Genomic DNA, 13,751 nt, shown 5'->3' on the forward strand with positions numbered 1-13,751 from the left:
GCCGTTCGGTCATTTCCGGGACGCGCGTCGCTAGGCTGACGGCATGAACGCCTGGGTCCCCGACATCCTCGGGCCCGGGTTCGCGCAGCAGACTCTGCCGCTTGACCTGGCTGCGGACGACGGCCCGCTGGTGGCCACCCTGGTGCGGCACCTGCCGCATCCGGTCGGACGGCTGGTCGCACCGCTTCGCGACGTCGACGTGCTGTACGTCCACGGCTGGTCGGACTACTTCTTCCAGACTGAGCTGGCGCGGTTCTGGGCCCGCCTCGGGGCGCGCTTCTTCGCCCTCGACCTGCACCGCTACGGTCGGAGCCTGCGCGAGGGTCAGGTTCCCGGCTACGCCGACAGCCTCGACGAGTACGACGCCGACATCGCGGCGGCGCTCGCCGCGATGGGGCCGCGCGGCAACAGGCGTCTCGTGCTCCTCGGGCATTCCACGGGCGGGTTGACGCTGTCGCTGTGGTCGGCGCGCCACCCGGGCACCGCATCCGCCCTCGTGCTCAACAGTCCCTGGCTGGAGTTCCAGATCGGCTCGTTCGGGCGTCAGGCCATCGCGCCCCTCATCCAGGCGAGGGCCCGCGTGCAGCCCCGCGGAGCACAGCCCGTCGTCGACCTCGGGTTCTACACGCGGGCGCAGACCGAGCTCGGCGTGCTGCCGGTTCCGGGCTACCGCGAGCAGTGGCGCCCCGCACAGGGGTTCGCGACGCATCCGGGCTGGCTGCACGCCGTGCTGGAGGGGCACGCGCGCATCGCCGCGGGCGTGGATGTGGGAGCGCCCGCGTTCGTCCTCCTCTCCGCGCGCTCGTCGTCGCCCATCCGCTGGAGCGATCAGATGACCTCGACCGACTCGGTGCTCGTCGTCGACGACATCGCGCGCGCCGCGCTCAAGCTCGGTCCGCTCGTGACGATCGCGCGCATCGAGGGGGCGGTGCACGACGTGTTCCTCTCGGCGCCCGAGCCGCGACGCATCGCGTACGCGGAGCTGGAGCAGTGGGCGCGCGCACGCTTCCACTGATGTTGGGGAAGCCGAAAAGCTGACAATCGCGCGGTGGAGTTGAGTTCGGTTTTCCGAAATCGGCAGGCTGGAGGATGCAGGCTGTCGCCCGCATCCTCCCACCACCCCCACCAGGAGCGTCATGTCGTTCTGGGCATTGCCTCTGCTCGCCGTCGGCGTCTCCGCCGACGCCTTCGCGGTCGCCCTGGGCAAGGGGCTGCAGCTGCGCTCGCAGATCGTGCGCAACGCCCTCGTGCTCGCGCTCGCCTTCGGCCTCGCGCAGGCGCTCATGCCGCTGCTCGGATACCTGCTCGGCAGCGCGTTCGCCGCGTTCATCGAGCCCTTCGACCACTGGGTCGCGTTCGCCCTGCTCGCCGCCGTCGGCGTCAAGATGCTCTGGGAGGCGCTGACCCCCGACAAAGACGGCGCAGAGGCCGCAAGCTCCCGCCTCTCGACGCGCGAGACGATCGTGCTCGCCGTCGCCACCTCCATCGACGCGCTCGCGGTGGGGCTGAGCTTCGCGTTCCTCAACTTCCCCGTGTGGATCGCGGTCATCGCGATCGGTCTGGTGACCTTCGTGCTGTCGTTCGCCGCGGTGCTCATCGGGCACCGCATCGGCACCCGCTTCCGTCGTCCGGCCGAGATCGTGGGCGGCCTCGTGCTCATCGGCATCGGTACGCAGATCCTGATCTCGCACCTCACGGCCTGACGGTGCCGTCTCCCCTCCCGTCATAGAAACGGGGCGGGGCGATGCGGATGTGACCCGCGGACGGTTGGCTGGAGGACATGCAGCGTCGTACCTCCCTCTCTCTCGGGCTTGCCGCCATCCTCCTCGCGGCGGGGACGGCGCTCAGCGCGTGCAGCGCTCCGGTGGCACCCGCCGTCCCTTCCGCGGCCGTCTCGTTCGCCGAGATCGAGTCGATGAGCGCAGCCCAGGCGATCGACGCACTGCAGGCGGTCCCGGTCTCCGATCGGGCGACCGACTACTCCGCATCGGTGCGCCCGGACGCACTGGTGCTGACCGCCGACGACGGCCTCGAGGTCGACAAGCCCCTGCCCGAGGATGAGTTCCACCTGTCGGTGGCCCCGTACGAGGTCTCGACGCACGAGTGCTTCTTCCACAACCTGACGAGCTGTCGTGGCGAGCTCGCGGGCCGCACGTTCGAGGTGACGGTGGTCGATGACACCGGCGCCACCATCCTCGATGAGACGCTGGTGGCGGCGGACAACGGCTTCGTCGGCTTCTGGCTTCCCCGCGGCATCGAGGCGACGCTGACCGTCCGCAGCGAAGGCGAGGTCGCCGTCGCGTCCATCGCGACCGGGCCCGAGGATCCGACCTGCCTCACCGATCTGAAGCTGCAGGCCTGAGCCCGGCAACGAGAAAGCCCCTCCCGCGAGGGGAGGGGCTACACGACACGACATCGCGCTTCACACGACGACGATGACCCGAACATCCCCGGCGCGCGGTGTTGCTTCGCCCCAGGCTCTCATCCCGCGCCGGATCTCGGCAGAATGTGAAACGACTCTCATGACGTTCTCACGCGGGTCGCGCGCTCGCCCGTCCCGGCCCCGGTTCACGCCTGCTCAGTCCTCTTCCTCCATGCCCGCCTTGCGGCACGCGGCGAGTGCCTTGCGGGCGCGGGCCACGCGCTGACGCGCGGCGGCGGCGGTCAGGCCCAACCGCTCGGCGATCTGGGTGCTGGACAGGCCGTCGACGACGCTCAGCAGAAGCGGCCGGCGGAGTTCGTCCGGGAGGTCGTTGATGGCCGACAGGGCGCCGGCGAGCAGGAGCCGCGTTTCGACGTCGATGGCGGTGTCGGCGTCGTCGCTGCGGTCGTCGGCGATCGGAACGACCGGATGCCGGCGTCGCTGTCGGGCGAGGTCGTAGGCGGCGTTCCGGGCGATCGTGTCCAGCCACGAGCACATCTGTCCGGGCTCGGGCGAGTGGATGCGTTCCACCGCGCGCCAGGCGCGCATCACCGCATCCTGCGCGACGTCGTCCGCATCGGACGGGTCGATGCCCAGCGAGATCGAGCGCCGGCGCAGTCGCTGCGGGTCGGAGCGGATCATCGCTTCGAGGGCGGCGTGCGTTCCGGAGGGGCGGGAGGACGCTGACGGCATAGGGGAGTTCATTCGTTCGGGAGGATGTCGCAGAATCCTACCGACGCGACCGGTGAGCTTGAGCGGGGACGGCGACCGAGCACCATCCCCGCTCCCTCGCACTCAGGCGGTGCCGAACGGGTTGTCGATCGCGTAGCGCCAGCCGTGCTCCTCGTCGTACACGGCGACGTCGGCCGTGCTGCCGCCGAGCGAGACGCGGTTGCCGTCGGCGGCGGTTCCCTCGAGCTTCCAGTCGGCGATCGCGAGGCCGACGGAGCCGTTGACGAACACGTTGCGCACGGTCATCGAGATCGGCAGGCCGATCGCGAGGAACTGCTCCAGGGCGCCCGCGACCGCCTCGTCGCCCGTGACGGGCTGCCCCGGTGCGGGCACGAAGACGGCGCCGGGGGCGTTGAGTGCGGTGAGAGCAGCGAGATCGCGTGCGTTGAAGCGGCGGGCGAACTCGGCGGGCAGTTGGTCGAGCGAGGTGACGGGAGCGGTCATGGTCTTCCTTTCGATACGACCGTGAAATGCGGTCACCGAGGAAGACGTCGCAGCCGCCCGGCTGTGACGAGAAAGCTCGTCAGCGGTGGCTTACCGGTAGTTGGTGAACTGCAGGTCGACGTCGAGGTCCGCGGCCTTCAGCAGCCGCTGCACCTCCTGGAGGTCGTCGCGGGACTTCGACTGCACGCGCAGCTCGTCACCCTGGATCTGGGACTTGACGCTCTTGGGGCCCTCGTCGCGGATGATCTTGCCGATCTTCTTCGCGATCTCCTGCGAGATGCCTTCCTTCAGCGTCGAGACGATGCGGTACTCCTTGCCGCTGGCGGTGGGCTCACCCGACTCCAGGCTCTTGAGCGAGATGCCGCGCTTGATGAGCTTGGTCTGGAACACATCCAGCACCGCGTTCGCGCGGTCTTCGCTGTTGGCCTTGATGAGGATCGTCTCGCCGCTCCACTCGATGGAGGCATCCGTGCCCTTGAAGTCGTAGCGCTGCTCCACTTCCTTGCGGGCCTGGTTCAGAGCGTTGTCGGCCTCCTGCCGATCGATCTTGGAAACGATGTCGAACGAGGAATCTGCCATGCCGCGATTCTTCCATGGGCGGATGCGGCCCGCATCCGGCGTCGCACCGATTCGTAGACTGATCCCATGCGGGCTCTGACGGAGGAACAGGTGCGCGAGTCGTTCGTGAACGCCGCGCCGGATGAAGTCCGGGTGGCTGCCATGCCCCACGACTTCTTGCTCACCGACTGGGACCACCTCGACTTCCTCGCGTGGCGCGATCCGCGTTCGCGCGGCCGGGGCTACCTCGTGACCGAGTCCGAGGGCCGTCCGGCGGGTGTGGTGCTCCGCGCCGCGGAGGGCAATGGTCGCGCGCGGTCGGCGATGTGCAACCTGTGCCACACCATGCAGCCCGGAGATCAGGTCGCGCTGTTCACCGCGCGCCGAGCGGGCGAGGCGGGGGAGAGCGGTGACAGTGTGGGCACGTACATGTGCGCCGACCTGTCGTGCCACGAGACCGTGCGGTTGGCGGCCCCCCTCGCGCCGAGCGAGATCCGGGCGAGCGTCGATCGCCGCATCGACGGCACCCGCGCACGGGCTGAAGCGTTCGTCGGGCGTGTGAAAAGGGGAGCAGGCATGACTGCAGCAGGACGGGTCGCCGTCGTCGGAGACGCGCTGATCGACGAACTCCGCGACGACACCGGCGTGCGCGAGTTCGTCGGGGGAGCGGCACTGAACGTGGCCGTCGGATTGGCCCGGCTGGGGCTTCCGACCACGCTGATCGCCATGGTCGGCGACGACGAGCCCGGCGACCGTATCCGCGCCTACCTCGACGACTTCGGCGTGGAGCTGGTGGCGACGCCCTCGCCGCACGGCTCGTCGCGCGCGGTGAGCACGCGCAACGCCCATGGTGAGCCGGTCTACGTGTTCAACGAGGCGGCCTGGAACCGCCGCATGCACTTCGGCGAAGAGGAGCGTCGCGTGATTGCGGATGCGGCGATCACGGTCGTCAGCTGCTTCCCGTTCGACGACGCGGCGCAGGCCGCCGCGCTCGCGGATGCGGTGCGCGACGCCGACGGGCTGCTCGCGGTCGATCCGAATCCGCGCGAGGGGATGATGCACGACCGGGCCGCCTTCGTCGAAGGCTTCGAGGCGCTCGCCGCGCTCGCCGACCTCGTGAAGGTCGGCGACGACGACGCGGAGCTTCTGTACGCGGCGCCGCTGGACACCGTGCGCGACCGGATGCGGGAGCTCGGTGCGGTGGCTGTGCTGACGACGCGCGGTGCGCAGGGTGCGGGCGTCGTCACGGATGCGGTCGCGATCGAACGTCCGATCGCCTCGGTCCCCGGCGTCATCGTCGACACGATGGGAGCGGGAGATGCGGTGCTCTCCTCCGCCGTCGCGTCGCTGCTGTCCGAGCATCCGAGCGACGCGGCCGCCTGGGCGACGCTGGTCGACACGGCGATGGAAGTCGCGGCCGCGACCTGCCGTTTCGAGGGTGCCCTCCTGCGCTTGCCCTCGGCGCTGTCGGGGCTCGACCAGGGCTCCTGAGCCGCCGCGCGCGGGCCCGCCGCGGATTTCTGAGTACGTCGGCGAGGGGGTAGTATCGGAGATCGCGCCTCTGGTCGACTGTACAAGCTGGGCAGGTGCGCACTTGGCGAGTTACCCAAGCGGCCAAAGGGATCTGACTGTAAATCAGCCGGCGTAGCCTTCGGGGGTTCGAATCCCTCACTCGCCACCACAAAAGCCGAGAGCCCCCGCATGGGGGCTTTCGGCTTTTCCGTGCTCTGCCGGTCTGATGGAAGAAGACACATGACGCGCGACACCTTCTCCGTTCGAGCGCTACGCGTCGAGGAGCTGGACCGCGCCGCAGAAACGCTCGCTGTGGCATTCGAGGATTACCCCTGGATGCGCCAGGCGATCCCATCAAGCGGTTACCGCGACCGCCTGCGAAAGCTCCAACGTCTCTACCTCGAGTACGCGTTGGAGCACGGGCTCGTCGCTACAGCGGGCGAGTCCGCCGGGGTGATCGCTCTGTTGCCGCCCGACGCGCCTCCTCCCTCGGCGCCGATGGTCCAGCAGATCATCGATCTTCACGGCGGGCAGGTCTCCGCGTCCGGCGCATCGCATCATTGGCCGACGGCGTGGCGCGTGGAGACGTTGGGCGTTCGGCCTGCGGATCGCGGCCGGGGCATGGCCGGCCGACTGATCGAGCATGCGCTGACGGCCATTCGAAATGCGGGGGCCAGTGCGGTCGTCTTGGAGACCTCGGATGAGCGGAACTGTCGGCTTTACGCGCGTCATGGCTTCGGGGTCGTCTCCAGGGACGATGTGAGTGACCCGCTGTCGGTGTGGACGATGCTTCTGCGACTGGACGACGTGGTCGAGCCGGCCTGCTGAGAGCGATCCGGAGCGTGTGGTGCTCCCCTGTCTAAGATCGACGGATCCTGCGCAGTCTGCGACAGGTGAGCAGAGGGAGCGCTTGCCGCCGCCCACAACCCTCCTCGGCGGATCGGCGCGGCATGCCAGGATGAGGGGGCGGGCGAGGGGCGCCCGCGAAGGGAGCCGTGATGTCCGCGCCGCAACCGCCCGTCGCACCGTCCGCTGCGCCGACCACCGAGTCGTCGAGCCCGAACCGTCTCGTGCGGGCCGGCATCTGGGTCGCCATCGGCGCTCTGATCGCCGCGGCGCTCGTGAGCGTCGTCTGGGTGCTCATCGGCTCTCAGAACGGCATCGTCGGGCGTGCCTTCCTCACGATCTTCCTGCTGGCCGCCTTCGCCGGCGTCTCGATCCTCGACGCGCATCTCGCTCCGCGGCGTCCCGGATGGTTCGTGCTGACCAGCATGATCGCGTGGGTGCTGATCCTCATCGTCGGCGCCTTCCTCATCTGGATGCCGGAGCGGCCCTCCTTCGACGCGTACCGCTACGGAGAGGGGCTCACCAGCTTCACGCGCTTCTTCTCGTTCCTGTTGATCGTGCTGATCGTGCAGCTCGCGGTGCTCCACGTGCGTCTGTACACCAAGGCCATCGTGCGCGTGCCCACCCTGTTCAACCGCATCGTCGGGTACGTGACCGTTGGCCTCGTCGCAGCCCTCGTCGTGCTGCTCGTGCTGCCGCTGACGATCCAGGAGTGGGTCGACTTCTTCGACGTGTACTGGCGCATCGTCGTTGCCGTGACCATCCTGGCCGCCGTCGGCACCGCCCTGGTGCCGCTGGTCAACCTGCTGTTCGGCCCCAAGACGCCGCGCCCCCAGGCGGCGCCTGCGACCTGGCCGGTCGCCGCTCCGCAGGCGTGGCCGACCTACGCCGACCGCGTCACCCCGCTGCCGGCCCTCCCCGACGGCTCGCCCGACTGGCAGGCGTACTACACGGGATACCCGACGGGTTGGCACCAGGCGCCGCCGGCGGTCTCGCCCACGGCGGAGGCGGCGTACGGCGCCCCGCCGCCCGCATCCGCAGCGCCGGTGACGCCGTCGGAGCCGCCCGCGGCCCCCGGCTACGAGGGCTTCCCGCCTCCGCCGCCGCTGCCCCCGCGCTGAGCGTACGCGGTCGACGCAACAGCGCAGCGGCTCGTGCTGCGTTGCGTGCTGAGCAGCCGTACCCCGCAGCCCAGGGCGTCAGCCGGGCAGCAGCGCCAGCGCGGCCATCGCCGCGTTGTGACCGCCCAGCCCGCTGACGGCACCGCCCCGCGCGGCGCTCGAGCCGCAGCGGAGGATGCGGGAGTGCGCCGTGTCGACGCCCCACGCCTCGGCGGGGGAGGCCGCATCCGTCTCGTCCTCACGCCACGGCCACGACAGCGGACCGTGGAAGATGTCGCCGCCGGTCATGCCCAGCGACTCCTCGAGGTCCGCGGTGGTGCGCGCCTCGATGCAGGGCGCCCCGGTGGGGGTCTCCCAGATGCAGCCGGCGAGCGGCTCGGCGAGCACGGAGTCGAGTGAGCGCTGTGCGGCCGCCAGCAAGGTGGCGCGCATCGCGTCGGGGTCCGCGCCGTTCAGGAGTCGGTGCGGCACCTGAAGCCCGAACAGGGTGAGCGTCTGTGCGCCCGCCTCCCGCAGCTCCGGCCCCAGGATCGAGGGATCGGTGAGCGAGTGGCAGTAGATCTCGGCCGGCAGCGGATCGGGGATGCGGCCGGCGACCGCTTCCGTGTACGCGGTGTTCAGCTGGGTCATCGTCTCGTTCACATGGAACGTCCCCGCGAACGCCGCCGCCGGTGCGACGTGGCGGTCGTGGAGTCGGGGGAGCCGTCGCAGAAGCATGTTGACTTTGACCTGCGCGCCCTCGGGTTCCGGCCGTTGCGGGGCGTCGGCCCCCGCCGCGGCGAGCAGGTGGTCGAGCACGGCCGGCCCGACGGCGGAGAGCACGAGCCGCCCGGTGACGACCCCCGCATCCTTCCCGCCGTAGCGAACCTCGCCGTCGGGGCTCACGCTCGTGACCGTGGCGCCGGTGCGGATCTCGGCGCCCGCGTTGCGTGCGGCACGTTCGAGTTCCGCACTGACGTGACCCATTCCGCCGACCGGGACGTCCCAATCACCCGTGCCGCCGCCGATCACGTGGTACAGGTAGCAGCGGTTCTGCCGCAGGGAGGCATCGTCGGCGTGCGAGAACGTGCCGATGAGCCCGTCGGTGAGCGCGATGCCGCGCACGAGATCGCTCTCCAGGCTCTCTCGCATCAGCGTTCCCATCGGCTGCGCCGTGACCGCATCCCACAGTGCGTCGTCGCCGAGCGCTGTGCGCAGAGCGGATGCGGTGGGCAGCGGCTCGGTCATGGACGGGAAGACCGTGCGCGCCAGCGGTGCGAGCCGCGCATTCAGCCTTCGGTAGCGATCCGACTCCGTGTCGCTGCCCGTCGTGCGGCGGAAGCTCGCATCGGTCGCCTGCGCGTCACCGGTGTCGACGAGCACGCCGCGCGCCGGGTCGGCCGGGTCGGGTGTGTACGAGGAGTAGCGCCGGCGCCGCAGGGTCAGGCGCAGCCCGAGGTCGTCGACGATGCGGGCGGGCAGCAGGCTCACGAGGTAGGAGTATCGCGACAGGCGGGCGGAGACTCCGGACCACGGAGACTCGGAGACGGCCGCTCCTCCGGTGTGGTCGAGGCGCTCCAGCACCACGACCGAATGCCCGGCGCGGGCGAGGTAGGCGGCGGCGACGAGGGCATTATGGCCCCCGCCGACGATCACGACGTCATGGGTCGGCGCGATGACGGTCATGCGGCCACGCTAACGGCCGACGGGCGACCCGCGCGAGGGTAGCGTGGGGGCATGCCTTCCGCTCTGGATCTGCAATCGCTCGCCATCGAGGTCGCGAAGGAGGCGGGGGCGCTGGCCGCACGGCGGCGCCGCGAGGGCGTCCAGATCGCCGCGACCAAGTCCGCGCTGGCGGACATCGTGACCGATGCCGACCGCGAGGTCGAGCAGCTGGTGCGCGAGCGCCTCGCGGCAGCGCGCCCCGACGACGGTTTCCTCGGCGAGGAGGGCGGCGTGGCCGCATCCGCCTCCGGCATCACGTGGGTCGTGGACCCGATCGACGGCACCGTCAACTACGCCTACGGCATCCCGGCCTACGCCGTGAGCATCGCGGCCGTGTCGGGGGAGCCCGACCCGCAGAAGTGGGAGGCGCTGGCTGGTGCCGTCTACAACCCCGCCGTCGATGAGCTCTTCACCGCGGCGCAGGGCGAGGGTGCGCGTCTCGTCTCGGCGATCGAGGGCGAGCGGATGCTGCGCGTCGCCGAGCCTTCGAACGCGGGTGCGCTGCTGGCCACGGGGTTCGGGTACGACCCTGCGACCCACGCGCCGGCGCTCGAGCGACTCGCCGGGGTGATGCCGCTCGCGCGCGACCTGCGCAGGATCGGTGCGGCCTCGCTCGATCTGACGGGTGTCGCGGCCGGCCGCATCGACGGCTACTACGAGAAGGGCCTGTGGCCGTGGGACCACGCGGCGGGGGGCCTCATCGTCACCGAGGCCGGCGGCGTCGTGGCGGGACTCGGCGGCAAGCGCGCCGACCGTGAGATGACGATCGCGGCGGCACCGGGGCTGTTCGCAGCTCTCCTCGCCCGTCTCGAAGACTGATGCGTGCGCATGGCATTCTCAGGCTCCGGGTTGTAGTGTTTACCTATTCGTTATCTTCGTCACCCGAGCGAGGATGAGCATCTCCTTCCGTTTTTCCTGTCGCTGCCCGTGCGACCGAGACCGAGGCTGACTACGTTTTGACCCCCCTAGATCCTCAGGCCGAGACCGCTTCCACGCGACGCTCAGGCCGGAACCGCGCTGCTGAGGCGGCTTCTTCGGGGACCTCGGATGCGGTCGCTCCGCTCACGCGCGCCGAGCTCCGGGCTCGTGCGGCGTCTATGCGCCCCGCGCCGGTCTGGTCGGCACAGCGCGCCGAGACCCCCGTCGCTGAGCCCGAGCTGGTGCTCGAGGTCGTGCCGGAACCGGTCGCCGCCGCCGAGGTCACCCTGTCGGTGCCCGCAGCGCCGGTCGCCGCCGCCGAGGTCACGCTGTCGGATCGTCAGGCGCCCGTCGCCGAAGCGCCGCTGACCCGCCGCCGCGCGCGTTCGCTCGCCCAGGCCTCCCTCGCCGCAGCGACGCCGATCGACGTCGCACTGGACGCCATCGACGACGAGCCGGTCGCGCTGCCGGTCGTCGACACCGTCGCGGTGGTCTCGGAGACCGAGACGGGCCCGGCCGAGCTGCCCGTCGCGGATGTCGCGGCGGATCTCCACGACGAGGCACGCGTGTTCGCCGAGGCGGTTCTCGCCGACGAGGCCGATGCGCACGCCATCGCCGACGAGTTCGAGGCCGCCGCCCGGTTGTTCTCGTTCACGGGTGAGACCCCGATCCAGGTCGCCGCGGCCGCGATCGCCGACGAGCCGGTTGTGGCGCAGGATGCCGCCGAGGCCGCTCCCGCGAAGCGTCGCCGCTTCAGCGGTGCGGCGTTCAAGCGTGCGACGGCCGCATCCGCCACCGTCGGTGCCATGGGAATCGTCGGGCTGCTGGCGATCGGCATGACGACGCCGGCTGAGGCCGTCTCGGGCGCAGGTAACTCCGCCGCCGCATCCGTCTCGATCGCGACCGGCTCGAAAGCCGGCACCTCCAGCGCGCTGTCGAGCGACGAGATCCAGGCGTACGTGGCTCCGGCCGATGCGCAGGTCACGGCTCTGAACCGTAGCGACTACTCCACAGCGTCGACCGCGGAGCTCGCGGCCGAGTCGGGCATCACGCACTACTCGAACTTCTTCACCAACAACGCGAACAGCCCGATCCAGTGGCCGTTCAAGGTCGGCGTCTCGATCAGCTACGGCTTCGGGATGCGCGACGGCACGATGCACGAGGGTCTGGACTTCACGCCGGGCGAGGGTGCCGAGATCCAGGCCGTGGCCGACGGTGTGGTGCGCACCGCGACGGAGAGCGGCGGCGGATACGGCGTGATGATCATCATCGATCACGTCATCGACGGCAAGCTCGTCTCGACCCGCTATGGCCACATGCAGTACGGCTCGTTGCAGGTGAAGACCGGCGACACCGTGAAGGTGGGTCAGTTCATCGGCCGCGTGGGCGACACCGGGCACTCGTTCGGTGCGCACCTGCACTTCGAGGTGCTCGACAACGGCACGACGGCGATCGACCCGCTACCGTGGCTGCGTCAGCACGCCGGCGGCTGACCGGCCGTGTTTCGTCGGGGCCCTCGGCTCTGATATTCTTTTCTGGTTGCCCGGATTGCTCCGGGCAGCGCCCCGATAGCTCAGTGGCAGAGCACTTCCATGGTAAGGAAGGGGTCGTCAGTTCAATCCTGACTCGGGGCTCGCAGCATCCGGTGGTCCGCCGCCGGAACGTCGCGGCAGGGTAGCTCAGTTGGTGAGAGCGCACGACTCATAATCGTGAGGTCGCGGGTTCAAGCCCCGCTCCTGCTACAGGCAGAAACCCCCGGTTCCGCCGGAGGTTTCTGCGTTCCGGGCTCGGTCACGCGTCAGCCACGCTGCACGACGAAGAGCGCAGCCGCCTCCGCAGCGACGCGATCGTGGATGCGCCGCCGTGAGATGCCCGGTCTGTCCGCCACGAAGCGCCGGGCGATGAGCCGCCCGGCGAGGGTGCCTTCGCTGAGAAAGGTGTAGTGCCCGGCGCCGTCGATGATGGTGAGCTCACCGCTCGGCAACGAGCGGACGAGCGGTCGGACGTCTGCGTCGAAGGTGCTCTGATCGTCATCCGAGGCGGCGAACACGTGTACCGGGGCGGTCACCGTCGCCAGCGATGTCTCCTCCAGCAGGGGAACGGTGACGGGCGCGATCGCCGCGACTGCTTTCACGCGTTCGTCCCGGTAATCGAGGTCGGCTCGGGTCAATGATTCGATCGCGAGCGGATCGTTGTCCAGGAAATCCCACACCTCGTCGATGCGGAACCCGGCCTCCGGCGGGACCCGGCACAACGAGGAGTCTGCGCCGTGGGCGCCGCAATACGGCCGCCACCGATCGATCTGCAAGCGTGCGCCGGCGACAGCGAGGGCGGTGTACGCGCCGATCGAGAATCCCGCCACGGAGATCCGTGTCGGGTCGATGCGGGCGCCGAACGCGGGGTCGGCGAGCACCCTGTCGAGCACGCGTGAGAGGTCCGTGGCACGCTCCCACCACAGGACGGCGCCCGGGAGCGTCAAACCTCCGTGCTCGGCGGCCGTACCGCCGTGGTGATTGACGGCGGCGGCGATGAACCCGGCTGCGGCGAGCCGCCGGCACAGCCAGGCGATGCTGGCGGCGGAGCCGCCGGTGCCGTGCGAGACCACGACGAGCGGATGCGGCCCGTCGGCCAACCGGGGGACATCGCGATCCACGGCGTACCGACCGGTCCGAAAGATCGCGATGCGCTGCTCGGTGACGCGCGCCTGACCGTGGGTCGGGTACCAGATCATCGTTTGCAGGGGACGGGTGGGCGCTCCGTTCCAGGCCGGCCGGGTCGGATCCGACCACTGTCGCACGATCGCTCCGACGGGACGGGGGCTGGCGTGCATCGCGTTCATGCGACGCGGGGTGCGCCCGCCGGGCCGAGCGCCGTGCGGGCGGCGGCGACGAACGCCTCGACGTAGCGCTGCTCCACCGGCAGCAGGCGTTTCGGACCCGCGTGCGAGAAAGCGATGTCGTAGATCGTGCCATCTGTGAAGGTCAGCCTCGCAAGGGGGTTCATCACCCCTCCCAACATGCGCAGAACCGTCACGCGCTCGAGGCCTCCTGCGCCGTAGGCGGCGGCGAGCTGCGCACGGCGTCCCGTGCGGATCTCGAACGATCCGGCCGTCAGGCGTACGAAGCCCCGACGGATCCGCTTTCCGGTGCGCGGCTGCGTTCCCGCGGGCCAGCTGCGTGCTCCGAGGATGAGGTACCGCTCGCCGTCGAACTTCTTGGCAGCGTGCCTGATGAGGCTCAGATGGCTCAGCCAGCAGATCACCGGGACGCCGACGAGAAGGGTCGACGCGGTGAAAAACAGGACGGGTTCGACTGTCCTCTCCCAGGCGATGCCGAGTGCACCGAGCGCGGCGCAGACGAGAGCCGCGAAGAACGCGACCGCGATCGCGACGAGGTCTTGACCCCGGAGTCGGATGGGGGCGTGAGAGTACGGCGCCTCCTCGACTTCGACGACTTCCGTCACCACGCCCCCCGTTCCGCCTGGTTCCGCACGAG

At 70.2% G+C, this 13,751-nt stretch carries 14 protein-coding genes and 3 tRNA genes; 11 read left to right on the top strand and 6 right to left on the bottom strand.

Annotated elements, in window-relative coordinates; genetic code table 11:
• Nucleotides 1-43: 43 nt before the first annotated feature.
• From QE374_RS12335 to QE374_RS12345, 3 genes are all read left to right on the top strand, one after another.
• The gene (locus QE374_RS12335) at nucleotides 44-1,015 is read left to right on the top strand and encodes an alpha/beta fold hydrolase (RefSeq protein WP_309735264.1); all 972 of its coding nucleotides are present in this window, start codon (nucleotides 44-46) and stop codon (nucleotides 1,013-1,015) included.
• Nucleotides 1,016-1,136: 121 nt separating this feature from the next.
• Nucleotides 1,137-1,703: a manganese efflux pump MntP family protein gene (locus tag QE374_RS12340; RefSeq protein WP_309735266.1), complete on the top strand. Its 567-nt coding sequence runs from the start codon at nucleotides 1,137-1,139 to the stop codon at nucleotides 1,701-1,703.
• Between the two features lie 77 nt (nucleotides 1,704-1,780).
• Nucleotides 1,781-2,362 (top strand): CueP family metal-binding protein, encoded by a 582-nt coding sequence (locus tag QE374_RS12345; protein ID WP_309735268.1) that lies wholly within the window; start codon nucleotides 1,781-1,783, stop codon nucleotides 2,360-2,362.
• A 216-nt stretch (nucleotides 2,363-2,578) separates the two neighbouring features.
• On the opposite strand, the gene QE374_RS12350 is transcribed toward QE374_RS12345, so the two are convergent.
• The 3 genes from QE374_RS12350 to QE374_RS12360 form a co-directional block, all read right to left on the bottom strand.
• Nucleotides 2,579-3,115, bottom strand: coding sequence for a sigma-70 family RNA polymerase sigma factor (locus QE374_RS12350; RefSeq protein WP_309735270.1), 537 nt, complete (start codon nucleotides 3,113-3,115; stop codon nucleotides 2,579-2,581).
• A 102-nt stretch (nucleotides 3,116-3,217) separates the two neighbouring features.
• Entirely contained in the window at nucleotides 3,218-3,598 is a 381-nt protein-coding gene (locus QE374_RS12355) for a nuclear transport factor 2 family protein (RefSeq protein ID WP_309735273.1), read from the bottom strand.
• Nucleotides 3,599-3,688: 90 nt separating this feature from the next.
• Nucleotides 3,689-4,177, bottom strand: a complete 489-nt coding sequence (locus tag QE374_RS12360; RefSeq protein WP_309735275.1) for a YajQ family cyclic di-GMP-binding protein — start codon at nucleotides 4,175-4,177, stop codon at nucleotides 3,689-3,691.
• Between the two features lie 66 nt (nucleotides 4,178-4,243).
• Between QE374_RS12360 and QE374_RS12365 the strand changes: the two genes are divergently transcribed.
• From QE374_RS12365 to QE374_RS12380, 4 genes are all read left to right on the top strand, one after another.
• Nucleotides 4,244-5,647, top strand: coding sequence for a PfkB family carbohydrate kinase (locus QE374_RS12365; RefSeq protein ID WP_309735278.1), 1,404 nt, complete (start codon nucleotides 4,244-4,246; stop codon nucleotides 5,645-5,647).
• 105 nt (nucleotides 5,648-5,752) lie between these two features.
• Nucleotides 5,753-5,837, top strand: a tRNA-Tyr gene (locus QE374_RS12370).
• Nucleotides 5,838-5,908: 71 nt separating this feature from the next.
• On the top strand, nucleotides 5,909-6,496 hold the full coding sequence (locus QE374_RS12375) for a GNAT family N-acetyltransferase (RefSeq protein WP_309735280.1): 588 nt from the start codon (nucleotides 5,909-5,911) through the stop codon (nucleotides 6,494-6,496).
• 170 nt (nucleotides 6,497-6,666) lie between these two features.
• Nucleotides 6,667-7,635 carry a hypothetical protein gene (locus QE374_RS12380; protein WP_309735283.1) on the top strand — a complete coding sequence of 323 codons (969 nt, stop codon included), beginning with the start codon at nucleotides 6,667-6,669 and terminating at the stop codon, nucleotides 7,633-7,635.
• Between the two features lie 78 nt (nucleotides 7,636-7,713).
• On the opposite strand, the gene QE374_RS12385 is transcribed toward QE374_RS12380, so the two are convergent.
• Complete coding sequence (locus QE374_RS12385; RefSeq protein WP_309735284.1) at nucleotides 7,714-9,300, bottom strand: NAD(P)/FAD-dependent oxidoreductase; 1,587 nt, start codon at nucleotides 9,298-9,300, stop codon at nucleotides 7,714-7,716.
• Nucleotides 9,301-9,351: 51 nt separating this feature from the next.
• Here QE374_RS12385 and QE374_RS12390 point away from each other — a divergent pair, with 51 nt between their 5' ends.
• The 4 genes from QE374_RS12390 to QE374_RS12405 all read left to right on the top strand — a co-directional run bounded on the left by QE374_RS12390 (nucleotide 9,352) and on the right by QE374_RS12405 (nucleotide 11,999).
• Entirely contained in the window at nucleotides 9,352-10,158 is an 807-nt protein-coding gene (locus QE374_RS12390; RefSeq protein WP_309735286.1) for an inositol monophosphatase family protein, read from the top strand.
• Nucleotides 10,159-10,436: 278 nt separating this feature from the next.
• A complete protein-coding gene (locus QE374_RS12395; protein WP_309735288.1) occupies nucleotides 10,437-11,750 on the top strand; it encodes a peptidoglycan DD-metalloendopeptidase family protein in 1,314 nt (437 codons plus the stop codon).
• 69 nt (nucleotides 11,751-11,819) lie between these two features.
• Nucleotides 11,820-11,891 (top strand) — tRNA-Thr (locus QE374_RS12400).
• 34 nt (nucleotides 11,892-11,925) lie between these two features.
• Nucleotides 11,926-11,999, top strand: a tRNA-Met gene (locus QE374_RS12405).
• A 56-nt stretch (nucleotides 12,000-12,055) separates the two neighbouring features.
• Here QE374_RS12405 and QE374_RS12410 read toward each other — a convergent pair.
• Both QE374_RS12410 and QE374_RS12415 read right to left on the bottom strand, forming a co-directional pair.
• Nucleotides 12,056-12,988: a hypothetical protein gene (locus QE374_RS12410; RefSeq protein ID WP_309735289.1), complete on the bottom strand. Its 933-nt coding sequence runs from the start codon at nucleotides 12,986-12,988 to the stop codon at nucleotides 12,056-12,058.
• 104 nt (nucleotides 12,989-13,092) lie between these two features.
• Nucleotides 13,093-13,719, bottom strand: a complete 627-nt coding sequence (locus QE374_RS12415; RefSeq protein ID WP_309735291.1) for a hypothetical protein — start codon at nucleotides 13,717-13,719, stop codon at nucleotides 13,093-13,095.
• Nucleotides 13,720-13,751: the final 32 nt, after the last annotated feature.

Origin of the sequence: Microbacterium sp. SORGH_AS_0428, from assembly GCF_031453615.1 — a bacterium.
In the GTDB taxonomy this organism is placed as follows: domain Bacteria; phylum Actinomycetota; class Actinomycetes; order Actinomycetales; family Microbacteriaceae; genus Microbacterium.